Below are 20,758 nucleotides of genomic sequence, written 5' to 3'. Positions count from 1 at the left end.
GAGCCCGCGCCGTGTCCCACGCCGGCAACCGCATCGATCTCGACCGCTACTTCGCCCGCATCGGCTACGCCGGCGGCACCGAACCCTCGCCGCAGACGCTCGCGGACCTGCATCTCGCGCACGTGCGCCACATTCCGTTCGAGAACGTCGACGTGCTGCTCGGGCGGCCCATCCGCCTCGATTCGGATAGCCTGTTCGCAAAGCTCGTCACCGCCGGCCGCGGCGGATATTGCTTCGAGCAGAACCACCTCTTCGCCGCCGTGCTGGAGCAGCTCGGCTTTGCCGTGCAGCGTCTCGCCGCGCGCGTGGTGTGGCGCACGCAGCGTGTGCTGCCGCGCACGCACATGCTGCTGCGCGTCGAGGCCGGCGGGCGGGCCTGGCTGGCGGACGTCGGCTTTGGCGGGATGGGGCCTCTGCTGCCGCTGGCGTTCGAGCCAGACCTGGCGCAGCCGCAGTTCGGTTGGCGGTATCGGCTGGCCGGGTTGGACGACACGTGGCAATTGCAGGCCGGCGCCGATACCTGGGAGAGCCTGTACGAATTCACCCTGCAGGCGCAGGCGCCCGCCGACTACGAGATGGCCAACCACTACGTCTCGACGCACCCAGACTCGCGCTTTGTGCAGGGCCTGATCGCGCACCGGCTCGCGCCCGAGCGGCGGCTGATCCTGATCGGCAACGAGCTCACCGAGGACCGCGGTGCGGCGGCGACCACACGGCGCGTGACGGATCGTGTGGAACTCGCCGCGGTGCTGGTGGACGGTATCGGCCTGCCGGCGCCTGATGTGGCCGCGCTGGTCGACACGCTGGCCACGCGGGGACAGGCATGAGCGCCGTCACCGCCCTGCGCTGGCACAGCGGTGCGCTCGACCTTCTGGACCAGCGCCGCTTGCCAGCCGAGCAGACCTGGCTGCGCTGCGCCAGTGCCGGCGCGGTGGCGGACGCCATCCGCGACATGGTGGTGCGCGGCGCGCCGGCCATCGGCATCGCGGCGGCCTACGGCGTGGCGCTGGCGGCGCGCGACGCGTACGCGGCAGCGGGTGACGGCTGGCGCGGGGCGATCGCGGCGGACATGGCGTATCTGCGTGCCGCCCGGCCGACGGCCGTCAACCTCGCCTGGGCGCTCGACCGCATGGCGCGACAGTTCGCCGATATCGCCGGCGACCCGGAACGCGCGCTGCTCGCCGAGGCGCGCGCCATCCATGACGAGGACGTCGCTGCCAACCACGCCATGGCGGCGCACGGCGCGGCGCTGATCGACCCCGGCAGCCGCGTGCTCACGCACTGCAACACGGGCGCGCTGGCCACGGGCGGGCACGGCACGGCGCTTGGCGTGATCCGTACCGCCCACGCGCAGGGCCGCATCGCCGAGGTATTCGTGGACGAAACCCGGCCCTGGCTGCAGGGCGCGCGCCTCACCGCCTGGGAACTGCAACAGGAGGGCATCCCGGCGCGGCTGGTGGTGGACGGCGCCGCGGCGTGGCTGTTCGCGCGCCTGCGTCCGGCCTGGCTCATCGTCGGCGCCGACCGCATCGCCGCCAACGGCGACACCGCCAACAAGATCGGCACCTACACCGCGGCGCTCGCCGCCCGCGCCCATGGCGCGAAGGTGATGGTGGTGGCGCCGTTGTCCACCTTCGACCCGGTGACGCCGGACGGCGCCGCCATCGAGGTCGAGGAACGCCCGGCGCAGGAACTCACGCAGCTCGCCGGCCAGCCGGTGGCGCCGGCCGGTTTCGCGGCCTGGAACCCGGTGTTCGACGTGACGCCGGCCGGGCTCATCGACGTCATCGTCTGCGAGCACGGCGTCATCGAGCGGCCGGACGCGGCGCGCATGGCGGCGTTTCTGCGCACGGCGGGGCGGTGAGCCCGACGGCCGGCGGCGTCAGGCCGCGCCTGCTGGTGCTCACGTCCACCTTCCCGCGCTGGGCGGGGGACCGCGAGCCGCCGTTCGTGTACGAGCTGTCGCGTCGTCTCACCGAGCAGTTCGAGGTGCACGTGCTGACACCGCACGCGCCCGGCGCGCGGCGCGAGGAAACGCTGGACGGCGTGCACGTGCACCGGTTCCGGTACGCGCCGGAGCGGTTGCAGCAACTCGCCTACGACGGCGGCATCCTGGCCCGCCTGCGCGAACGGCCGTGGCGGTTGTTGTTGGTGCCGTGCCTGTTGGCAGCCCAAGCCTGGGCGCTGCGCCGGCTGCTGGCGCGCCAGCGGTTCGACGTGCTGCATGCGCACTGGATCATCCCGCAGGGTCTGGCCGCCCTGCTGGCCGGCGCGCCGCGGCGCGTGCCGATGCTGTGCACCAGCCACGGTGGCGATCTGTTCGGGTTGCGTGGGCCGCTGGCGACGCACCTGAAGCGCCGGGTGCTCGCCCAAAGTGCAGCCGTTACGGTGGTCAGTGAGGCCATGCGCGAGGCGGTGCTGGCCCTGCGCCCTGGGCGGGTGGTCGACGTGGTGCCGATGGGCACCGATCTAGGCGGCTGTTTCACGCCGCCCGAACAGCCCGCGCGGGCGCCCGACACACTGCTGTTCGCCGGTCGGCTGGTGGAAAAAAAAGGCGTGGTTCACCTTCTCGATGCAGTAGCCAGGTTGCGCGCGACGGGGAGGGCGGTGACGCTCATCATTGCGGGTGATGGCCCACTGCGCGGCGCCCTGCAAACCCATGCCGCGCAACTCGGTATCGGGGCGCACGTCACGTTCATGGGCGCGGTGGAGCACACGCGCTTGGCAGGATTGTTCCAGCAGGCCGCCGTGGCCGTCGTGCCGTCGGTGGTGGCCGTAGATGGAGACCAGGAAGGCTTCGGGCTGGTCATCGTCGAGGCCATGGGCTGTGCTTGCCCGGTCGTCGCCTCGCGCCTGCCGGCCATCAACGACATAGCGCTTGACGGCGAAACCGCGTTGTTGGTGCCGCCGGCCGACGCCGACGCGCTGGCGTCGGCCATCGCTCGCGTGCTCGACGACACCGACGGCGCCGCTCAGCGCGCCGCCGCAGCCCGGGTCCGCGTGCTTGAGCGTTTCGGGTGGGAATCGGTCAGTCGTCGCTATGCCGACTTGCTCGATCGATTGGCGCGTAGCGGCGAGCGGGTGAGCGAAACGAAGGTGTAATGCCACGCGGCGCTCGATCTGACCGGTCGCAACGCCAAGGCGCGCAAGATCGAGGCGTTACTGGGCTTGGCTGCGGCCGCTCACCCTGTGCGCCTGCTGGAAGTCGGTACCGGTTCCGGCGGCATAGCCCACCACTTCGGCACGCACCCCGGCCGGCGTTTCGAGGTCGATGCCGTCGACGTCAACGACAGCCGGCAGATCCACGACGGGTATCGATTCACCCAAGTCAGCGACATTCAACTGCCGTTCCCGGACGGCCAGTTCGACGTGGTGATCAGCAATCACGTCATCGAGCACGTCGGCGATCGCGCCGCGCAGCGCGGGCATCTGGCCGAGCTACGGCGCGTTCTGAAACCGGATGGCTTGGGCTACCTCGCCGTGCCGAACCGCTGGCAACCGGTGGAGCCGCACTACGGCCTGGCCTTCCTGAGCTGGCTGCCGGTAGCCTGGCGCACGCCTTACCTGCGTTGGCGGCGGCGCGGCGATGACTACGACTGTCGCCCCCTCAGCGTGCGCGAACTGGAGCCGCTGCTGGCCGAGGCGGGGTTCGATTTCGTCCAGCAGCACGGTCGAGCCCTGCGGACGACGTTCGAGCTGGAGCGTCCGGGCGCCTAGCTGTATCGCACCGTCCTGAAGCGTGTGCCGGATGCGGTCTACGCGCGATTCCGGCGCGTGTTCCCGACGCTGATCTACGTCCTGAACCCGAGTCGCGCCACCCACCCGAAAACGGGCTGAGCTGACACCGGGGAGTCATGAGGCGCGCGGGCGATCTTGCGATCGCCAGAGGGCGGAGGCAGGAGAGCATCCTCCTGCGCCGTCGAGTTAAATGGTGGGCCGCGTAGGGCTCGAACCTACGACCCGCTGATTAAGAGTCACACGAGAAGCCGTTTTTCGCCGTTCCACCCCGTTTTTTGAATCGGCCGCAACGCGCTGAAATAGCGCAGATATTCCGGTTTCACTGTCTCGCCTTGTCTCAACCCGTTTCGCCCATTACCCTGTCGAAAGGTCACCGCAGCGGTCACCGCAGCGCAATACGCTGATATTCGCGCGGTTATGGACAAACTGACAGGGCAGGCATCCATGAAGCTCACCGCCGCCGCCGTCGCGCGGCTCAAGATCGCCCCAGGCGAGCGCCAGCAGGACATCAAGGACGACGGCACGCCCGGCCTTTACCTGCGCCTGTTCGCCAGCGGCAAGCGTTCCTTCATCTACCGCTTCAAGCTCGCCGGCAAGGTGCGGGTGCTGACGCTTGGCGATGCCGCCACCGTGGGGCTGGCCGAGGCCCGCCGCCTTGCGCATGAGGCCGCCGGCAAGGCCCGCGCCGGCACCGACCCGGCCGCCGCCGAGCAGCAGGCCAAGGCCGAGCGCCGCCGCATGCCGACCGTCGCCGAGTTCGCCGTCGAGTACATCGAGCGCCACGCCAAGCCGCACAAGCGCACGTGGGCCGAAGATCAGCGCCTGCTGAACCGCGAAGTGCTGCCGGTCATCGGCGCGCTCAAGCTCGACGCCGTGCACCGGCGCGACATCGTGGCCTTGCTTGACGGCCTGCGCGACCGCGGCGTGCCGGTGCTGGCGAACCGCGTGCTCGCCGTGGTGCGCAAGATGTTCGCGTTTGCGGTCGAGCGCAGCGTCACCGAGCAATCCCCCGTGACACACATCCGCCAGGCGCGCGAAACCCCGCGCGAGCGCGTGCTGACCGACGCCGAAATCGTCGCCCTGTGGCAGGCCGACCGCGGGCGCATGAACCCCGCCACCCTGCGCGCCCTGCACCTGCTGCTGCTGACCGGCGCCCGCTCGGGCGAGGTGGTCGGCATCGCCCGTGCGGAAATCGACCTTGCCGCCCGGCGCTGGCTGCTGCCGGCCGCGCGCAGCAAGAACCGCATGGCCCACACCGTGCCGCTTACCGACCCCGCGGTCGAGCTGGTCACCGCGCAGCTTGCCGAAAGCTGGTCGGGCACGTGGCTGTTCCCCGCCGCCCGCGGCAGCGGCGCCATGACCACCTTCGGCTTGCAGCAGGCCATGCGCCGCCTGTTCGGGCCGGAGCATCCGAATGTGCATGACATCCGCCGAACCGTCGGCACCCGCCTGTCGGCGCTCGGCTTCAACCGCCTCATCATCGACAAGGTGCTCAACCACAAGGACCAGACCGTCGGCGGCATTTACGATCGCCACAGCTACGACGCCGAGAAGCGCCAGGCGCTGGACGCGTGGGCGGCCGAGATCGACCGGCTTGTGACGGGCCACCAGCGCAGCAACGTCGTTGCGCTGCGCCGCAGAGGCGCCCCGATCATTCCCGCTTAGTCCCGGCCTGTCGCATGGCGTGCTACATTGCCCGCCATGATCCGCAGCTTCCGGCACAAAGGCTTGGCCGCACTGTTTGAGCACGACGACGCCAGCGGCGTGCGGGCGGACCTCGTGGAGCGTTGCCGGGCGCGCTTGGGCGCCTTGCAGCACGCGCAAAGCCTCACGGACCTTGACCTTCCCGGCTGGCGCCTGCACGGCCTGCACGGGCGCCCCAAGCGGCACGCCATCGCCGTGAACGGCCCGTGGCGCATTACCTTCGAGTGGCGCGACGGCGACGCATGGCGCGTGGACCTGGAGCAGTACCACTAGCCCGCGCCTGCGCCCGACCACACCAGAGGACAATCCCATGAACGCCCCGGAATATCCCGCCACCCCGACGCCCCGCATGCGGCCCGTTCACCCCGGCCAAATCCTGCGCGACGACGTGCGCCCCGCGCTCGGTCTCAGCGTCACCGACATGGCGCGGCGCCTGCGCGTGTCGCGCGCCACGCTGCACCGCCTGCTGGCGAGCGAAATCGGCGTGTCGCCGGAAATGGCGCTGCGCCTTGGCCGGCTGTGCGGCAACGGCGCCGGCCTGTGGCTGCGCATGCAGGCCGACTTCGACCTGTGGCGGGCAGAACGCACCCTGCGCGACGAGCTGGCGCTGATCGAGCCGGCGCCCCACGATCAAGCCGCCTGACCCGCAGCGGCCCCGCGCGTGTCCAAGCTCCCCGCCGACGCCGTCGCTGCTGCCGTCAATCTCCACCTCGCCGGCCGCCTGCCCGCGCCGGACCGGCCCGCCGCTACCCCGCCCGCGTCGCCGCCTGCCCGCCCGCGCGCTAGGGCACCAGCGCGCGCCGTAGCCGCCACGCCGCGCCCGCCCGCGTCGCCGCGTGTCGCCGCCCGCCCGGCATGGATCGATCCCTACACCGTCCGCACAGCCAGCGACGGCCTCGATGAGGTACTCGACTACGTAAACTGGGTGCTGCACATCACCGAAACCGCCCTGTGCGCCGAACCGGACCCGGCCGGCCCCGATGCGTGGTTGTTTGCTGGCGCCGTCTGGGAACGATTGGGCCACCTGCGCGAAACACCGTGCTGGCTCGCCGTGCACCGGGCCGCCAATCTCGGCGACACCGCCACCGCCGCGGCCCTCGAAAGCGCCATCCGCCAGCACAACGCGGGCGGCCTGTTGCTACCGGACCACCTGCGCACCTACGCCGCTCAGAGCGTGGAAACCGGCACCGACTACACCCGGCGCAAACGGGGCGGCGACCCGTGGCGCCACGCCGAGCGCGACCGCGCCCTTGCACGTGAAGCCTACGATTGGCGCTTGATTCATCACGACTGGCGCCGGGCGCACCCCGACCTTGCCGCGCCGTCCGCCTGCCTTGCCTGGACGGCCAACCACCTGACGGACACCTTGGACCGCATCGCCAAGCGCTACGGCGAGTGGCCGACCGACCCGCCGAAAGAGCAGCAGTTCTTCCCCAGCGATGAACTGTGCGCCGCCCACGGCCGGCGCGTCGGCGACGATCAGGATGCGCTGCGGCATCGGCCAGGCCGCCGCCTGAAGCGGCCCCGGAACGAGCTGCACGCCGACAACGATCAGGACGCACTGCTTCACAACATCTACCCGCGGCATTTCCGCGGCCTGCTGATTGGCCACGTGGCCGCGCTGTGCCTGGAGGAATGGGCGCGGCGCATCACCGACGGTCCCGCGCCGATCTAGCCGCCCGCGCCGCCCTCAAGCCCGCCACCCGACCCGGGTGGCGCCTCTATCACACCCGCGCCCGAAAGTCCAAAATCGAATCCGCCGAATCGGCGTTCGCAAACGCGCCGCGCGCTGTATTGAATCCATGGCCCCCGTTTCATGCGATGGAGGCCGTTCCAATGCAATTCCTAACCGACCGCCAACTCGCCACCCGCTTCGCCGTGGGGCGCACGACCATTTGGCGATGGACTCAAGAAGGCCGCTTGCCGCCGGCCGTGCGCCTGTCGCCGGGCGTGACGCGCTGGCGGCTCTGCGACATCGAGATGTTCGAGGCGCGGCACGCCGCGGCCGAAGCCGCCGAAACCGCCGCTACCCCGGCCCCGCGCTGAGGCCGGCATGGGCGAAAAAAAACCCCGCACCGGCGGCAACCGGGGCGGGGTCATCGATCAAATCACACGCCGCTCATTCAACCCCACCCGCACCGGCCGCGCAAGCGCCGGCCCGGTTGACTTGGACGCTGCCCGCGACGCGCTGGCCTGCATTCCGCCCGACTTGTCGCGCGACGATTGGGTCCGCGTGCTGGCGGCTGCGAAAGCCGCCGGCTGTTCGGAAGCCGAGGCGCGCGCGTGGTCGGCCGGCGGGGCCACCTACGACGCGCGCGCGTTCAGCGACACGTGGCGCAGCCTGAACACCGACGGCGGCATCGGCCCCGGCACGCTGTTCTTCATCGCCAAGGAGCACGGCTACCGGCCCGACCCGTCGTCGGCGCGCCCGCCGCCACCGACGGCCGCCGAGCTGGCCCGCCAGCAGGCCGAGCGCGACGCCCGTGCCGCCGCCGACGCCGCCGAGCGCCAACGCCGGGCCGAGGCCGCCGCCATCGATGCCAGCCAACGGATTGCCGCCGCCGATCCGGCCAATCCGCAGCATCCGTATCTGGCGCGCAAGGGCCTGACCCCGACCGCCAACATGCGCCAGGAAGGCGGCGCGCTACTGATGCCGCTTGTCGACAACGACGGCGTCACTCGTGGGCTAGAACTCGTCCTCGCAACCGGCGACAAACGCTCGTCGTACGGCATTGCCAAAAGCGGCCTGCGCTGGTGGGCGCGCGAACCGGATGTCGAGCGCGGCTTCGTCGTCTACCTCGCCGAGGGTGTAGCGACTGCCCTGACGCTCGCCGAGGCGATACCTGATGCGGCCATCGCTTCTACTGCCGGCGCTGGCAATGTTCCAGCCGTGGCAGCCGCTGTGCGCCAGCGCTGGCCGGACGCGGTAATTGTCGTCGCGGCCGACGCCGACAAGGCCGGCCGCGAAGCCGCGGACAAGGCCGCCAGAGCGGACCCGCGCATCATCGTCCGCCACCCGCGTATCGCGGCGGGCGCGCTGGTCGGCGGCAAGACGGCCAAGGATTTTGACGACCTTCGCCAACTCGCCGGCCTCGACGAGGTGCGCCGCCAACTGCTGGCCGAGCCGCCCGCCGACACCCCGCCGCTTGCCGATCCACCCGCCGCCGCGCCGCTGCCGGACCTGCTTGACACCTTCCCCCACGCTGGCGGCGCATTCGCGGTGCGCGATTCCGGAGTCTATTTCCAGCCGCCCGCAGACGCTAAAGACAACAAAGAGTTGCGGCTGTCTGGTTGCCTCGTGGTGCGCGCGATTGTCCGCAACAGCGAGAGCACGGAATGGGGCTTTTTGGTGGAATGGCTCGACCGGGACGGCGTCCGGCATAGCTGGGTGATTCCGGCCGAGCTGCTGGACGGCGACGGCGCCGAGGTGCGGCGCGAGCTGGCCCGGCGCGGCCTCGCTATGGCCTCCGGCCGCGCAGCGCGTGAACTGCTGCTGGCCTACCTCGCGGCCCACCCGACCACAGCCCGCGCCTGGTGCGTGAGCACCACGGGCTGGCACCACGGCTGCTACGTAACCCAAAACCGCGTCTACGGCACGCCCGCCGACGGCGTGCCCGTGGTTCTGCAAGCCGCCGGCACGCCCAGCACCGCGCCCAGCGTGGCCGGTACGCTCGCCGACTGGCAACAGCATGTAGCCGCGCCGGCGGCCGGCAACACTCGGCTGGTGCTGGTGATCAGTGCCGCTTTCGCCGGCGCGCTGCTCGACGTGCTCGGCCTGGAGGGCGGCGGCCTGCACCTTCGCGGCGCCAGCAGCACCGGCAAGTCAACGGCTCTGGTCGCTGGTGCGTCGATCTTCGGCGACCCGGCCGTCGTGGTGCGCTCGTGGGATACGTCGCCGGCCGGCTTCGAGGCCATCGCCGCGCAACACAACGATTCCGCGCTATTCGCCGACGAGTCCGGGCAGTCCGACCCGCGAAACTTCGGAAAGACAGCCTACAAAATCACCAACGGAATCAGCGCCACGCGGGCCACCGGCAACGGAGGGGCGCGCCAGATCAAAACGTGGCGGCTGTTGCTGATATCCACCGGCGAAATTTCGATGGCGGCGCACATGGCCACCGCCGGCCTTCGCCCGGCTGCCGGCCAGGAGCTTCGTATCGCTGACATCGAGGCCGACGCCGGGGCCGGGCACGGCATCTTCGAGCACCTGCACGGCCACCCGCACGCCCGCGCGCTGGCCGACGCCCTGCGCGACGCCGTGGCGCTGTACCACGGCACCGCCGGCCCGGCTTGGCTCACGTGGTTGGCCGAGCACCGCTCGGCGATCACCGCCGACGCCCGCGCGTCGTTCGATCAATTCGTCGCCGCGGCGCTGACCAACACCGACGCCACCACCGCACAGGCCGGGCGCATGGCGCGCCGGTTCGGCGCCGTGGCCGTGGCTGGCGAGATGGCCACGCGCGCCGGCATCACCGGCTGGTCGCCCGGCGAGGCCATGCACGCGGCGCACGTGTGCTTTGCGGCTTGGCTTGACGGATTTGGCCGCGTGCCGGCCGAAGAGCGGGCGCTATTGGACGGCGTGCGCGAGTTTCTGGAACGGTTCGGCAGCTCGCGGTTTCGGGACTTCGCGCACGCCGGGCACGTGGTGCAGCAGCTTGCCGGGTACGCTCGAACCGAGGATGACGAACGTGTCTATTTGTTCACGCGCACCGGCCTTGAGGAAGCCTGCCGGGGCGCCGACTTCAAGCGAGCAGTGGCCTTGCTGGTGGCGCGTGGCTGGATAAAGCCCGGCCCCGATGGCAAGCCCTCGCAATCCAAGCGCCCGGCCGGTCTGCCGAAGACGACTCGGCTCTATGAGATGACCGACGCATGGGCTGCCCATGAGTGACAAACGCGAGCATGCCGTTTTTCGCGGTGACAACGGTGACACGGTGACACCGTTGTTTCAAAAAGTATTTTTTTGTCACCGACTGTCACCGTGTCACCGCGCTGTTTCATCCCGTCGCACGCTCCCGGAACCCTTCCAACCGCCGCCAAACGCAGCACCGGCGCCATTTTTTCCAAGAGACCAGCATGAAACCTGAGCAAATCATCAGCACGCTGACCGCCCACGGCGTCCACCTGACCCGCGGCGCCGCGGGCGCCCTGCGCGCCGGTCCCGCCGCTGCCATCACGCCCGAGCTGGCCTTGCTGATCCGCGCACACCGCGCCGACCTGCTGGCGACATTGGCACCGCCGCCCGATCCGTTGGCCGTGCGCGAGTTCTTCGACGAGCGCGCCGCCGTGTTCGAGTTCGAGGCCGGCGTGACGCGCGAGGAAGCCGAGGCCGGCGCCCTGCGCCGCACCCTCGAACACTTCCGCCTGCCCGACCCCGGCGCGGGCGGCATCGAGGCCGTACTCGCCGCCCTGGTGGCGCAGCAACCTGACCCTTCAACCCCGTGAGAGGCACCGCGATGGCAACCGATCGAACCAATTCCGCGGAGCGCCAGGACCCGCGCATCAAGCGGGCGCGTGAGCTGGCCGCCTACGCCCGGAATCTTGAGGCCGTGCGCAAGGCCAAGGCCCTGCGCATGCGACAGGAAGGGATGGCGAGCTGCGGCCGCTGCATCTTCTGGCAAGCCGCCTCGCGCGACTGGTTGCGCCGCAACGGCCGCGCGGATTCAATCCTGAACTTTTACGGCCTCACGGGCTGGTGCACCGGCGACCCGCGTCACGCCCCGCGCCAAGTGAAGGGGCACCCGACCGAACGGCAGGACTACGACCTGCCGTGCGGGCGCTTCCTGCCCTACCTTGACGCCGATTTCGACCCCGCCGCGTAACGTGGTTCACCACCAGAGGAAAGCCATGAACAATGTCACCCAGCACCCCGCCTGCCGGCCCGTGCCCGCCCTCGAATGTGTTGATTGCCTCGACCGGGCCGTCGAGAACATTTGCGCCGCCGCATCCATGCTGCACACCATCGCCAAGCGCACCCGGCAGCCGGTTACACCCGAATGGCTGTGCCTCGTGGCCCGCGTTACGCACAGCATGGCCGAAGACATCGACTACACCGCCGACCTGTGGCACGGCCTGCCCGCCGATTCGCTGCTAGCGGCCGATCACAAGCGCATCGCGGAGCACGTCGCCAACCTTCGCCAGCAGGCCGACGGGCTGGAAGCCGTCATTGACCTGATCGATATTTGCGCCCCGAGCCGCGAAGGCATCGCCGACCTCACGGCCCGCCTGCTGGAAACCGCACAAGCGCTGCACCAGACAACGAAAGCCGCGTGGGCCGCCTGCCGGACGCAACCCGAACCGGCCGCCTGACCGGCCGCCGCCCGAAAAATCAAAATTCGGCCTGTGGGGGTGGAACTCCCCGCGCGCTCGGCCGTGGGCGGGGGTGGGGGTGGGCGCGCCCGCCTGCCCGCCGCGCGCCCACGCAGCGCGCCACGCGCACCGCGCAGCCCGCGCCACGCGCACCACGCCAAGACAACCGCCGCCATCCCCGCGCCCTGCGCGGCAGTAGACTGCGCCCGCACAGGCGCCACGGATCGGGGGAGGCTCGATACCTGCCGGGGCACCGCCGCCGATCCTCCCGGCGCCCTGCGCCTGTGCCTCTGCGTCCGCGGCTAGAACGCCAGGTAGATCGAGCGGCCGGCCGCGTCCGAGCACAGCCCGGACCCGGACCAAGACTCAAGCGCTACCTGACACGTCAGCGCCCCGCCGCGGTCACCGACCAGCAGGGCAAAGGCCGTTACCTGATCCGCCAGCCGCGCCGCTTGCGCGTTGCCGGTCGAGACCGTCGCCGTCGGCCCCGTGCCCGGCAGCTTGCCCGTGAAGGCTTCCCCGCTCGCCGGATCGGTCACCGTCAGCACCGCGTCGCGGAACAGTGGCCGCTCGATCTTCGCCGTCCACGGTCGCCGGCCGGACACGTCCGTTACGGTCGGCGTGCTCACCGTGGCGCAGCCGCCCGCCAGCATCGCCAGTGCCAACCCGGCACCACATCGCCTTGGCCGCCTCATTCGCCCACTCCCTGATCGTCGCCGGGCCGCCGCGCGCCCGCCGGCACCCCATACCGAAAACCCCACCGCAGCACCGCCCGCAAACCCGCATAACTGCGTGGTCTCGGAAGGCCGTTTCAGGTCATACCGAAAACAGTCGTTTTTGGTACAATGCCGGCACCTTCACCACCAGCGAGGAAACCGGCCATGACCGCCAAGCGCTGCGCCTTGTACCTGCGCGTTTCCACCGACGGCCAGACTACCCTGAACCAGCGCCGCGAGCTGGAAGCCGTCGCCGAGCGGGCCGGGTGGCAGATCGTCGAAGTCTACGAGGACGCGGGCGTCAGCGGCGCCAAGGGCCGCGAGCAGCGCCCGGCTTTCGACCGGCTGCTGAAAGACGCCGCCCGGCGCCGTTTCGACCTGATCGCCGCCTGGTCGGTCGATCGGCTGGGCCGATCCTTGCAGCACCTGGTCGGCTTCCTCGACGAAGTGCACCAGCTCGGCGTTGACCTCTACCTGCACCAGCAGGGCATCGACACCACCACGGCGGCCGGCAAGGCGCTGTTCCAGATGATGGGCGTCTTTGCCGAGTTCGAGCGGGCCATGATCCGCGAGCGCGTGCATGCCGGCCTGAACCGCGCCCGCTCGCAAGGCAAGCGCCTAGGCCGGCCGACCATCGACGCCGACAAGGCCGCCGCCATCACCGCCGCCCTGCGCGCCGGTGGCGCTGGCCTGCACAAGATCGCCAAGGCGCATGGCGTCGGCGTGTCCACCGTGCAGCGCCTCAAGGCCGAACTTGCCGCCGCCTGACCCGCGGCGCCCCGTCATTGCCCTGGTGAAGCCGCGCCGCGCCCGCGGCCGGCACCGACACGCGCCCGCTGCCCGCCAGAACACCAGCCAAGCATCACCAGAAAGGGAAGGGGTGGTTTGAGCCGCGACGTTTGAGGCGCGCGCAGCGCCTGAATCGGGCGTTTTCTTTGATTTCGCCGAATAGGGCGCATCACTGTATGCGTGTGCACCACGGCACGCCGTGGGAAGGCAAGCGCCCCCGGCGGGGGGCGCGCGCCAGCGGGGGGAATCAAGAAAGGAGTAGACCAAAAAATCGGTCTGACTTGCTCAGGACGGAATCTATATATCTAAGGAGAGAGGAAAAGACAGTAGAACCATGCGGCGCGGTGGCCGCTGATCGAACTGCGGTTCAGGCTTGCGCGCACCGGCGCCAGCTCAAGACCTTGTTGTAAGGTCACCGCAGCGGTAACCGCAGGCCGTTTTCGTGGCTGGAACCCCGGCTTGAATCGACGCTAAGTGCTTGAGTTAAATGGTGGGCCGCGTAGGGCTCGAACCTACGACCCGCTGATTAAGAGTCAGCTGCTCTACCAACTGAGCTAGCGGCCCATTAACTCGCACGTCAAACTGGGGTGAGCGATGGGGATCGAACCCACGACCACCGGAATCACAATCCGGGGCTCTACCGACTGAGCTACGCTCACCATAAACCTGTGCCGGCAACCTGGCGCGCCCGGCAGGATTCGAACCTGCGACCGACGGCTTAGAAGGCCGTTGCTCTGTCCTGGCTGAGCTACGGGCGCGGTGAACCCGAAACCTGCCCCAATCCTGCCGCGACGAACTGGTCGGGGTAGAGAGATTCGAACTCCCGACATCCAGCACCCAAAGCTGGCGCGCTACCAGACTGCGCCATACCCCGAGATTTCGTCCGGCCCACGCCGCTGCGCGGGGCGCGAACTATACAAGTACTCGCCGCGCAGGGTCAACGTATCGGGGCGGCTGGCTGGCAAGCTGCTAGAATTCGCCGCCTTTCCGCACCCCTGTCCATCTCAACTCGAACTCATCATGGCCATCGAACGCACACTGTCCATTGTCAAGCCCGACGCCGTCGCCAAGAACGTCATCGGCGCCATCTACAGCCGCTTCGAGCAAGCGGGCCTCAGGATCATCGCCGCCCGCATGGAGCATCTGTCGCGCGAGCGCGCCGAAGGCTTCTACGCCGTGCACCGCGAGCGGCCGTTCTTCAAGGATCTGGTCGCCTTCATGACCAGCGGCCCGGTGATGATTCAGGTGCTGGAGGGCGAGAACGCCGTTGCGCACCACCGCGAGATCATGGGCGCGACCGATCCGGCCAAGGCGGCGCCGGGCACCATCCGCGCCGACTTCGCGAGCAACATCGAAGAGAACGCCGTGCACGGGTCCGACAGCCAGGAGAACGCGGCGATCGAGATCGCCTATTTCTTCGGCCCCGACCAGATCTGCCCGCGTACGCGCTGAGCGCACGCTGCGCCTTGGACAGCACCGTCATCAAGCCGAACCTGCTGGACCTGGATCGACCGGGTCTGGCGGGCCTGCTGACGCAACTCGGCGAGAAGCCGTTTCGCGCCGATCAGCTGTTGCAGTGGCTGCACGCACGTGGCTGTGATGATTTCGGCGCCATGACGAATCTCAGTAAGGCGCTGCGCGAGCGCCTCGCGGCGCAGACGGAAATCCGCACGCCCGAGGTGCTGGCCGACCAGCAGGCGCCGGACGGCACGCGCAAGTGGCTGCTGCGCCTTGCGGGCGGCAGCGCCATCGAGACCGTGTACATCCCAGAGACGCGCCGCGGCACGCTGTGCGTGTCCTCGCAGGTCGGCTGCCAGCTCAATTGCAGCTTCTGCCAGACCGCCCAGCAGGGCTTCAACCGCAACCTCACCACGGGAGAAATCCTCGGCCAGATGTGGACGGCGAGCCGCCTGCTGCCGCCGCACCCGGTGCGCGAGAAACCGATCACCAACGTCGTGTTCATGGGCATGGGTGAGCCGCTGCTGAACTTCGACAACGTGGTCGCCGCCATCCGTGTGCTGCTGGATGACCTGGCCTACGGCCTGTCCAAGCGGCGCGTCACGGTCAGCACGTCGGGCGTGGTGCCGATGATCGACCGCCTGCGCGAGGAGTGCCCGGTGGCGCTCGCCGTGTCGCTGCACGCGCCGGATAACGCGCTGCGCGACGAGCTGGTGCCGCTGAACCGCCGCTACCCGATTGCCGAGCTGCTGGACGCCTGTCGCCGCTACGTGGCGGGCGATGACCGGCGGCGGGTGACCTTCGAGTACACGCTGCTGGCCGGCGTCAACGACCATCCGGCGCAGGCGAAGGCGCTTGCCAAGCTGCTCGCGCGCGTGCCATCCAAGGTGAACCTCATTCCCTATAACCCTGTCGCGGGCTTGCCCTACGAAACCTCACCGCCCGCCGCGGTGGCTGCCTTCCGCGACGAGGTGCTGCGCCATGGACTGGTTGCCACGGTTCGCAAGACGCGCGGTGACGGCATTGATGGCGCCTGCGGGCAGCTTGCGGGCCAGGTGCTGGCGCGCCAGCGGCGAGCCATACCGACATCTACAGCGGCCTGAAGTCATGATCCGACTGTTGACACTCGGCGTGGTGCTGACACTGCTTGGCGGCTGCGCGAGCCACGGTGCGGACCCTGCGGTCCGCGACGCCGCCGGCGGCGAGCTCGCCATCGACCAGAACATCTGCACCCGCGTGGCACAGGAACCCGACCGAAAGCAGAGCAAGAACGAGAAGCTCGCCGATCTGCGCGCGGCGCTCGGCGCCGGCTACCTGCAGGAGGGCGCGCTCGATATTGCGCTGCGCGAGCTCGATGAGAGCCTCAAGCTCAACCCGCGCAGCGCCACCGCACACGCCACCATGGCGCTGCTGCAACTGCGCCTGTCGAAGCCCGAACTCGCCGGCGAGCACTACCGGCGGGCACTGGCGCTGTCGCCGAGCGACCCCGAGATCCGCAACAACTACGGCGTTTACCTGTGTGGCCTTGACCGTGCGAAGGAGGCCGACGCCCAGTTCCGCTGCGCCATCGCCAATCCGCTGTACCGCACGCCGGCGCTGGCCTACACCAACGCCGCCGAATGCGCGCTGCGCAACGGAAACACCACGCGGGCCGAAACCGACCTTTTGACTGCGGTCCAGCTCGACCCCACCTTCGTCACGCCGAGCCTCATGCTGGCGGACATGAAGTTCCAGGCCGGCGACGCGCGTGCAGCGCGCGAGCACCTGGCGCGCTACGTGCGCCGGGCCGGTCAGACCCCGGCCGGGCTGGCGCTTGGCATTCGCGTCGAGACCGCGCTCGGTGATCTCGACCGCGCGGCCAGTTACCGGCTGTTGCTCAAGGACCGCTTCCCCGACTCGCGTGAAGCGCGAGAGCTGAATTGAACCCGAGCGCGCCCGTCACCGAGCCGCCGCCCAGCACGCCCACCAGCGGCGAGCGGTTGCAGGCCGCCCGTGCGGCGCGCGGCTGGTCGGTGCAGCACGTGGCCACGCGACTGCGCATCCGGCCGGCGCTGGTCGAGGCGCTCGAGCGCGGCAACTCGGAGCCATTCGGTGCGGCCGCCTATGCCCGCGGGCAACTGCGCAACTATGCGCGGCTGCTGGGTCTTGATGAGCACGCTCTGTTGGCCGGCTTCGACGCGCCGACGGTCGCCAGCAAGAGCAGGCTCATGCGCCGGGCACCGGAGCTGCACCCGCGGCGGCCGTGGCTGGTGCGTCTGGGTGGACTCGCGATCGTCGGCGTGCTGGTCGTGCTTGGCGCCTTGTGGGCCGGAGCCGATCGCTCGCCGCAGGCGCCACCCCCCGAGAACACGGCTGAACCTGCCGGGCAGCCTGCAGCGCAGGCACCAGTCGAGCCAGTGCCGTCGCCCCCGGAATCGGCGCCACCGACAACCGCGGCGGCACCCTCTGTCGATGTGGCGCCCGTCGTCGGCGCGCCGGCGGCGTCTTCGCCGGCCGAGGCGGTGCCCTTGTCCGCGCCTGGCGCCGAGCCCGTCACAACGTCTGCGTCCGAGCCGGCGGCAACCTCGTCGCCGCCCGCGCCTGCGACGGCCGGCGCGGAACTGCGCTTGCGCAGCCGCGCCGTGAGCTGGGTGGAGGTCACCGACCATCGCGGCCAGCGCCTCATCTACGAGCTGGTCGGCCCGGAGCGGGAGCGAGTCGTGAGCGGCGAGCCGCCGCTGCGCGTGCTGCTCGGCAACGCCCCGGCGGTGGACGTGGTATTCGCCGGCCAGGCGGTAACGCTGCCGCCGGGTCAGCACGTCGTGCGCATGACACTCGGCACCGCCCAGCCGCCTGCCGATGCCCCAGCCGGTGCGCCGGCCGCGATGCCGACCCCGTAGCTCCCGTTTCAGACTAGGCCCGACGCACCCGACCATGGCTGCCAAGCTCCAGGCCGTCCGCGGCATGAATGACCTGTTGCCCGGCGCCAGCGCCCGCTGGCGCGGTGCCGAACAGCGCCTGCACGGCGTGCTGGCCCGCCACGGCTACGACGAGATCCGCCTGCCGCTGGTGGAGCCGACGGCGCTGTTCGCGCGCACCATCGGCGAGGTGACCGACATCGTCGAGAAGGAGATGTACACCTTCCTCGACCGCAACGGCGACAGCCTCACCCTGCGCCCGGAAGGCACCGCCGGCGTGGTGCGCGCCGGCATCGAGCACGGTCTTTTCCAGGGCCAGTTGCTGCGCCTGTGGTACCAGGGGCCGATGTTCCGCCACGAGCGCCCGCAGCGTGGCCGTTACCGGCAGTTTCATCAGGTCGGCGCCGAGTGCTTCGGCAGCGCCGAGCCCGAGCTCGACGCCGAGCTGATCGCGATGACGGCGCAGTTCTGGCGCGAGCTCGGCCTGCCCGGGCTGCGACTCGAAATCAATTCGCTCGGTTCGCGCGAGGCCCGCGCCGCCTACCGCGGGCATTTACAGGACTATTTCCGGGGCCATTGCGCGGCGCTCGACGCCGACAGCCAGCGCCGGCTGGAGACCAACCCGCTGCGCATTCTGGACAGCAAGAACCCGGACCTGGCGGCGCTGATCGCCGCCGCGCCGAGCCTGCCGGAGCACCTCGACGCCGAATCGCGCGCCCACTTCGAGCGCCTGTGTGCGCTGCTGGACGGCCTCGGCGTCGCCTACAGCGTGAACCCGCGTCTGGTGCGCGGCCTCGACTACTACGGGCGCACCGTGTTCGAGTGGGTCACCGACGCGCTCGGTGCGCAGGGCACGGTGTGCGCCGGCGGGCGCTACGACACCCTGGTCGAGCAGCTTGGCGGGCGGCCGACGCCGGCCATCGGCTTCGCGCTCGGTCTCGAACGCCTGCTGGACCTGCTGGCCGTGCACGAGGTCGACCTGTCGCCGCAGCCGGCCATCTGGTACATGGTGTCAACCCCCGGCGCCTGCCGCGCGCGCGCCCTGCAACTGGCCGCCGAGCTGCGCGCGGGGCCGGGTGCCCCGGTGGTGCTGATGGACCACGCGAGCGGCAACTTCGGCAAGCAGATGCAGCGCGCCGACAAGGCCGGTGCCGCGGTGGCGCTGATCCTCGGCGAGGACGAGCTCGCCGCCGGCACCGTCACCGTGCGCCTGCTGCGCGCTGCCCAGACCACGCAGGAAACCGTGCCGCAGCAGGCCATACACGCCACCGTAGCGCACCTCATCGCCAAGGACTCCCTATGAGCAATGTCGACGACGATCAGATAGAACAACTGCGCCGCCTGTGGGACCGCTACGGGCGCCTGCTGGTGACCGTCGCGGTGCTGGCGCTGCTCGGCGTGAGCGGCCGCTACTTCTACGAGGGGCGCCAGCAAAGCCAGGCCGCCGGCGCATCCGCGCTGTATGCCGCCTGGCAGCAGCCGCCGGCCGGCGAGAGCGCCGAGACCCTCGCCGGGCGGCTTCGCGCCGAGTACCCCCGCTCCAGCTACGCCACCTTTGCCGCGTTCGCGCAGGCCAGGCAGGCGGTCGAGGCCGGCAAGCTGGCGGATGCCGAGCAGCACCTGCGCTGGGTGGTCGAGCATGCGCCGAACACGGACGACCGCGCACTGGCCAGCCTGCGTCTTGGCCGCGTGCTGCTCGACCACGGCAAGCCACAGGCGGCGCTCGATGCGCTCGGCAAGGACGTGCCGGCCGGCTCACCGACGCTGGCCGAACTCAAGGGCGACATCGCGCAGGCGCAAAACAAGCCCGATGACGCGCGCAAGGCCTATCAGGAAGCGATTGCTGGCCTGCCGCCGGAATCCGGCCAGACGGCGCTGATCAAACTCAAACTCGACGCCCTGGGCCAGCCATGATCCCGACCCGCTCATCCCTCACGCTGCGCCTGACCGTGGCCGGCCTGCTGGTCACCACGCTCGGCGCGTGCAGCGCCGTGTCCGATGTGGGCCGCGGCGCCGTGCGCGGCGTGACCCGCGCCAGCGAATCGGTCGCCGGGCGCATCACTCAGACCGATACGCCCGACATCAAGGCCGAGTTGCCGGCGCTCGACCATGAAATCGCGGTCGAGGTGGTCGCCAGCCCGAAGGTCACCGACGGCACGCCAGACGGCTATCCCAAGCCCGTGCCGGCCTTCGACGGCGAGCGGGTCTACACCCTCGGCGAGTCGCGCCGGCACGTGTTTGCCCACACGCTGACCGACGGCAAGCGGCAGTGGAAGGCGACCCTGAAGGACACGATAACCGGCGCGGTCGGCGTCGGTGATGGCCTGGTTCTGGTCGGCACCAACAACGGCGACGTTGTGGCGCTGTCCGCCGAGGACGGCGAGGAGCGCTGGCGAGCCCCGCTCGAAAGCGAGGTGCTGGCGCCGCCCGCGGCGCGCGAGGGCGTGGTCGTGGTCGCCACCGGCGACGGCCACCTGTACGGCCTTGCCGCCGCCGACGGGGCGCGCAAATGGAGCGTCGAGCGCGACGTGCCGACGCTGTCGCTGCGCGGCGGCAGCGCACCGCTCACCACCGCGACGCTTGCCGTGCACGGCTTTGCCGATGGCCACCTGGCGGCAGTTGCTCTACAAACCGGCCGCGAGGCCTGGGATACCCCCATCGTGCAGCCGCGCGGGCGCACCGAACTCGAACGCATGATCGACGCCGACTGCCAGCCCGTCATCGACGGCGGCACCGTGTACGCCGCGGCCTACCAGGGCCGCATCAGCGCCGTTGATCTTGGCACCGGCACCGCCAGTTGGGCGCGCGAGCTGTCCTGCGACAGCGCGCTCACGGTCGACACCTTCAACGTCTACGCCACCGACACCGACGACAAGATCAGCGCGTTTGATCTGAGCGGCGGCGTCGTGCGCTGGGAGCAGGAAGCCCTCAAGGGCCGTCACCTCACCGCCCCGGTGGCGGTGGGCGCCTACGTGGCGGTGGCGGACGTTGAAGGCTACGTGCACTGGCTGCGCGGCGAGGACGGCACACTCGCCGGCCGCACCCGGCCGACCAGGGACGCCTTCCTGCTGGCGCCGACCGTGCGCGACGGCGTCGCCTACTTCCTGTCCGAAGGCGGGCGCCTGTACGCGCTGCGGCCGGGCAACTGAC

At 70.3% G+C, this 20,758-nt stretch carries 22 protein-coding genes and 5 tRNA genes; 21 read left to right on the top strand and 6 right to left on the bottom strand.

What is annotated here, in order from left to right; translation table 11 throughout:
- Positions 1–11 precede the first annotated feature (11 nt).
- The 4 genes from AB7F93_RS10870 to AB7F93_RS10855 are packed head-to-tail and all read left to right on the top strand — an operon-like array spanning position 12 to position 3,717.
- Positions 12–827: an arylamine N-acetyltransferase family protein gene (locus AB7F93_RS10870; protein WP_428302927.1), complete on the top strand. Its 816-nt coding sequence runs from the start codon at positions 12–14 to the stop codon at positions 825–827.
- Complete coding sequence (mtnA, locus tag AB7F93_RS10865; protein ID WP_428302926.1) at positions 824–1,864, top strand: S-methyl-5-thioribose-1-phosphate isomerase; 1,041 nt, start codon at positions 824–826, stop codon at positions 1,862–1,864. Before AB7F93_RS10870 ends, mtnA begins: the two co-directional genes overlap by 4 nt.
- Positions 1,861–3,102, top strand: coding sequence for a glycosyltransferase (locus AB7F93_RS10860; protein ID WP_428302925.1), 1,242 nt, complete (start codon positions 1,861–1,863; stop codon positions 3,100–3,102). Before mtnA ends, AB7F93_RS10860 begins: the two co-directional genes overlap by 4 nt.
- An 18-nt stretch (positions 3,103–3,120) precedes the next feature.
- Positions 3,121–3,717 carry a class I SAM-dependent methyltransferase gene (locus AB7F93_RS10855; protein ID WP_428302943.1) on the top strand — a complete coding sequence of 199 codons (597 nt, stop codon included), beginning with the start codon at positions 3,121–3,123 and terminating at the stop codon, positions 3,715–3,717.
- Positions 3,718–3,929: 212 nt separating this feature from the next.
- Here the strand turns inward: AB7F93_RS10855 and AB7F93_RS10850 are convergent.
- Positions 3,930–4,008 (bottom strand) — tRNA-Lys (locus AB7F93_RS10850).
- A 147-nt stretch (positions 4,009–4,155) separates the two neighbouring features.
- On the opposite strand from AB7F93_RS10850, the gene AB7F93_RS10845 reads away from it, so the two are divergent.
- From AB7F93_RS10845 to AB7F93_RS10805, 9 genes are all read left to right on the top strand, one after another.
- Positions 4,156–5,403, top strand: coding sequence for a tyrosine-type recombinase/integrase (locus tag AB7F93_RS10845; RefSeq protein WP_428302924.1), 1,248 nt, complete (start codon positions 4,156–4,158; stop codon positions 5,401–5,403).
- A gap of 36 nt (positions 5,404–5,439) precedes the next feature.
- On the top strand, positions 5,440–5,715 hold the full coding sequence (locus AB7F93_RS10840; protein ID WP_428302923.1) for a type II toxin-antitoxin system RelE/ParE family toxin: 276 nt from the start codon (positions 5,440–5,442) through the stop codon (positions 5,713–5,715).
- Between the two features lie 37 nt (positions 5,716–5,752).
- Positions 5,753–6,085 (top strand): HigA family addiction module antitoxin, encoded by a 333-nt coding sequence (locus tag AB7F93_RS10835; protein ID WP_428302922.1) that lies wholly within the window; start codon positions 5,753–5,755, stop codon positions 6,083–6,085.
- A gap of 18 nt (positions 6,086–6,103) precedes the next feature.
- On the top strand, positions 6,104–7,117 hold the full coding sequence (locus AB7F93_RS10830; protein ID WP_428302921.1) for a hypothetical protein: 1,014 nt from the start codon (positions 6,104–6,106) through the stop codon (positions 7,115–7,117).
- A gap of 161 nt (positions 7,118–7,278) precedes the next feature.
- Positions 7,279–7,488 (top strand): helix-turn-helix transcriptional regulator, encoded by a 210-nt coding sequence (locus tag AB7F93_RS10825; RefSeq protein ID WP_428302920.1) that lies wholly within the window; start codon positions 7,279–7,281, stop codon positions 7,486–7,488.
- A gap of 121 nt (positions 7,489–7,609) precedes the next feature.
- Positions 7,610–10,330 (top strand): DUF927 domain-containing protein, encoded by a 2,721-nt coding sequence (locus AB7F93_RS10820; RefSeq protein WP_428302919.1) that lies wholly within the window; start codon positions 7,610–7,612, stop codon positions 10,328–10,330.
- 185 nt (positions 10,331–10,515) lie between these two features.
- The gene (locus AB7F93_RS10815) at positions 10,516–10,884 is read left to right on the top strand and encodes a hypothetical protein (RefSeq protein WP_428302918.1); all 369 of its coding nucleotides are present in this window, start codon (positions 10,516–10,518) and stop codon (positions 10,882–10,884) included.
- A gap of 11 nt (positions 10,885–10,895) precedes the next feature.
- Positions 10,896–11,261: a hypothetical protein gene (locus AB7F93_RS10810; RefSeq protein ID WP_428302917.1), complete on the top strand. Its 366-nt coding sequence runs from the start codon at positions 10,896–10,898 to the stop codon at positions 11,259–11,261.
- Between the two features lie 25 nt (positions 11,262–11,286).
- Positions 11,287–11,748, top strand: coding sequence for a hypothetical protein (locus AB7F93_RS10805; RefSeq protein WP_428302916.1), 462 nt, complete (start codon positions 11,287–11,289; stop codon positions 11,746–11,748).
- Between the two features lie 302 nt (positions 11,749–12,050).
- On the opposite strand, the gene AB7F93_RS10800 is transcribed toward AB7F93_RS10805, so the two are convergent.
- Complete coding sequence (locus AB7F93_RS10800; protein ID WP_428302915.1) at positions 12,051–12,413, bottom strand: hypothetical protein; 363 nt, start codon at positions 12,411–12,413, stop codon at positions 12,051–12,053.
- Between the two features lie 216 nt (positions 12,414–12,629).
- On the opposite strand from AB7F93_RS10800, the gene AB7F93_RS10795 reads away from it, so the two are divergent.
- A complete protein-coding gene (locus AB7F93_RS10795) occupies positions 12,630–13,232 on the top strand; it encodes a recombinase family protein (RefSeq protein WP_428302914.1) in 603 nt (200 codons plus the stop codon).
- Positions 13,233–13,741: 509 nt separating this feature from the next.
- On the opposite strand, the gene AB7F93_RS10790 is transcribed toward AB7F93_RS10795, so the two are convergent.
- The 4 genes from AB7F93_RS10790 to AB7F93_RS10775 form a co-directional block, all read right to left on the bottom strand.
- Positions 13,742–13,817, bottom strand: a tRNA-Lys gene (locus tag AB7F93_RS10790).
- Positions 13,818–13,836: 19 nt separating this feature from the next.
- Positions 13,837–13,912 (bottom strand) — tRNA-His (locus AB7F93_RS10785).
- Positions 13,913–13,933: 21 nt separating this feature from the next.
- Positions 13,934–14,011 (bottom strand) — tRNA-Arg (locus tag AB7F93_RS10780).
- Positions 14,012–14,050: 39 nt separating this feature from the next.
- A tRNA-Pro gene (locus AB7F93_RS10775) sits at positions 14,051–14,127 on the bottom strand.
- A 146-nt stretch (positions 14,128–14,273) separates the two neighbouring features.
- Here AB7F93_RS10775 and ndk point away from each other — a divergent pair.
- The 7 genes from ndk to bamB are packed head-to-tail and all read left to right on the top strand — an operon-like array spanning position 14,274 to position 20,757.
- Positions 14,274–14,705 (top strand): nucleoside-diphosphate kinase, encoded by a 432-nt coding sequence (gene ndk / locus AB7F93_RS10770; protein WP_428302913.1) that lies wholly within the window; start codon positions 14,274–14,276, stop codon positions 14,703–14,705.
- Between the two features lie 14 nt (positions 14,706–14,719).
- Entirely contained in the window at positions 14,720–15,814 is a 1,095-nt protein-coding gene (rlmN, locus tag AB7F93_RS10765; protein WP_428302912.1) for a 23S rRNA (adenine(2503)-C(2))-methyltransferase RlmN, read from the top strand.
- 4 nt (positions 15,815–15,818) lie between these two features.
- On the top strand, positions 15,819–16,634 hold the full coding sequence (gene pilW, locus AB7F93_RS10760; protein ID WP_428302911.1) for a type IV pilus biogenesis/stability protein PilW: 816 nt from the start codon (positions 15,819–15,821) through the stop codon (positions 16,632–16,634).
- The gene (locus AB7F93_RS10755; protein ID WP_428302910.1) at positions 16,631–17,590 is read left to right on the top strand and encodes a RodZ domain-containing protein; all 960 of its coding nucleotides are present in this window, start codon (positions 16,631–16,633) and stop codon (positions 17,588–17,590) included. The genes pilW and AB7F93_RS10755 overlap by 4 nt, the downstream gene beginning before the upstream one ends.
- 34 nt (positions 17,591–17,624) lie before the next feature.
- The gene (gene hisS / locus AB7F93_RS10750; protein ID WP_428302909.1) at positions 17,625–18,911 is read left to right on the top strand and encodes a histidine--tRNA ligase; all 1,287 of its coding nucleotides are present in this window, start codon (positions 17,625–17,627) and stop codon (positions 18,909–18,911) included.
- Positions 18,908–19,522, top strand: coding sequence for a YfgM family protein (locus AB7F93_RS10745; RefSeq protein WP_428302908.1), 615 nt, complete (start codon positions 18,908–18,910; stop codon positions 19,520–19,522). The genes hisS and AB7F93_RS10745 overlap by 4 nt, the downstream gene beginning before the upstream one ends.
- Positions 19,519–20,757, top strand: coding sequence for an outer membrane protein assembly factor BamB (gene bamB / locus AB7F93_RS10740; protein ID WP_428302907.1), 1,239 nt, complete (start codon positions 19,519–19,521; stop codon positions 20,755–20,757). Before AB7F93_RS10745 ends, bamB begins: the two co-directional genes overlap by 4 nt.
- Position 20,758: the final 1 nt, after the last annotated feature.

This window comes from Immundisolibacter sp., assembly GCF_050250495.1.
Taxonomy (GTDB): domain Bacteria; phylum Pseudomonadota; class Gammaproteobacteria; order Immundisolibacterales; family Immundisolibacteraceae; genus Immundisolibacter.
This window is presented reverse-complemented; position numbering and strand designations above follow the sequence as displayed.

Bases quoted from the DNA above. Each gene is read 5' to 3' on its own strand.
- AB7F93_RS10810 (WP_428302917.1), top strand. From the start codon at position 10,896: ATGGCAACCGATCGAACCAATTCCGCGGAGCGCCAGGACCCGCGCATC.
- bamB (WP_428302907.1), top strand. From the start codon at position 19,519: ATGATCCCGACCCGCTCATCCCTCACGCTGCGCCTGACCGTGGCCGGC.
- hisS (WP_428302909.1), top strand. From the start codon at position 17,625: ATGGCTGCCAAGCTCCAGGCCGTCCGCGGCATGAATGACCTGTTGCCC.
- AB7F93_RS10745 (WP_428302908.1), top strand. From the start codon at position 18,908: ATGAGCAATGTCGACGACGATCAGATAGAACAACTGCGCCGCCTGTGG.
- AB7F93_RS10840 (WP_428302923.1), top strand. From the start codon at position 5,440: ATGATCCGCAGCTTCCGGCACAAAGGCTTGGCCGCACTGTTTGAGCAC.
- pilW (WP_428302911.1), top strand. From the start codon at position 15,819: ATGATCCGACTGTTGACACTCGGCGTGGTGCTGACACTGCTTGGCGGC.
- AB7F93_RS10835 (WP_428302922.1), top strand. From the start codon at position 5,753: ATGAACGCCCCGGAATATCCCGCCACCCCGACGCCCCGCATGCGGCCC.
- mtnA (WP_428302926.1), top strand. From the start codon at position 824: ATGAGCGCCGTCACCGCCCTGCGCTGGCACAGCGGTGCGCTCGACCTT.
- AB7F93_RS10795 (WP_428302914.1), top strand. From the start codon at position 12,630: ATGACCGCCAAGCGCTGCGCCTTGTACCTGCGCGTTTCCACCGACGGC.
- AB7F93_RS10845 (WP_428302924.1), top strand. From the start codon at position 4,156: ATGGACAAACTGACAGGGCAGGCATCCATGAAGCTCACCGCCGCCGCC.
- ndk (WP_428302913.1), top strand. From the start codon at position 14,274: ATGGCCATCGAACGCACACTGTCCATTGTCAAGCCCGACGCCGTCGCC.
- AB7F93_RS10805 (WP_428302916.1), top strand. From the start codon at position 11,287: ATGAACAATGTCACCCAGCACCCCGCCTGCCGGCCCGTGCCCGCCCTC.
- AB7F93_RS10815 (WP_428302918.1), top strand. From the start codon at position 10,516: ATGAAACCTGAGCAAATCATCAGCACGCTGACCGCCCACGGCGTCCAC.
- AB7F93_RS10825 (WP_428302920.1), top strand. From the start codon at position 7,279: ATGCAATTCCTAACCGACCGCCAACTCGCCACCCGCTTCGCCGTGGGG.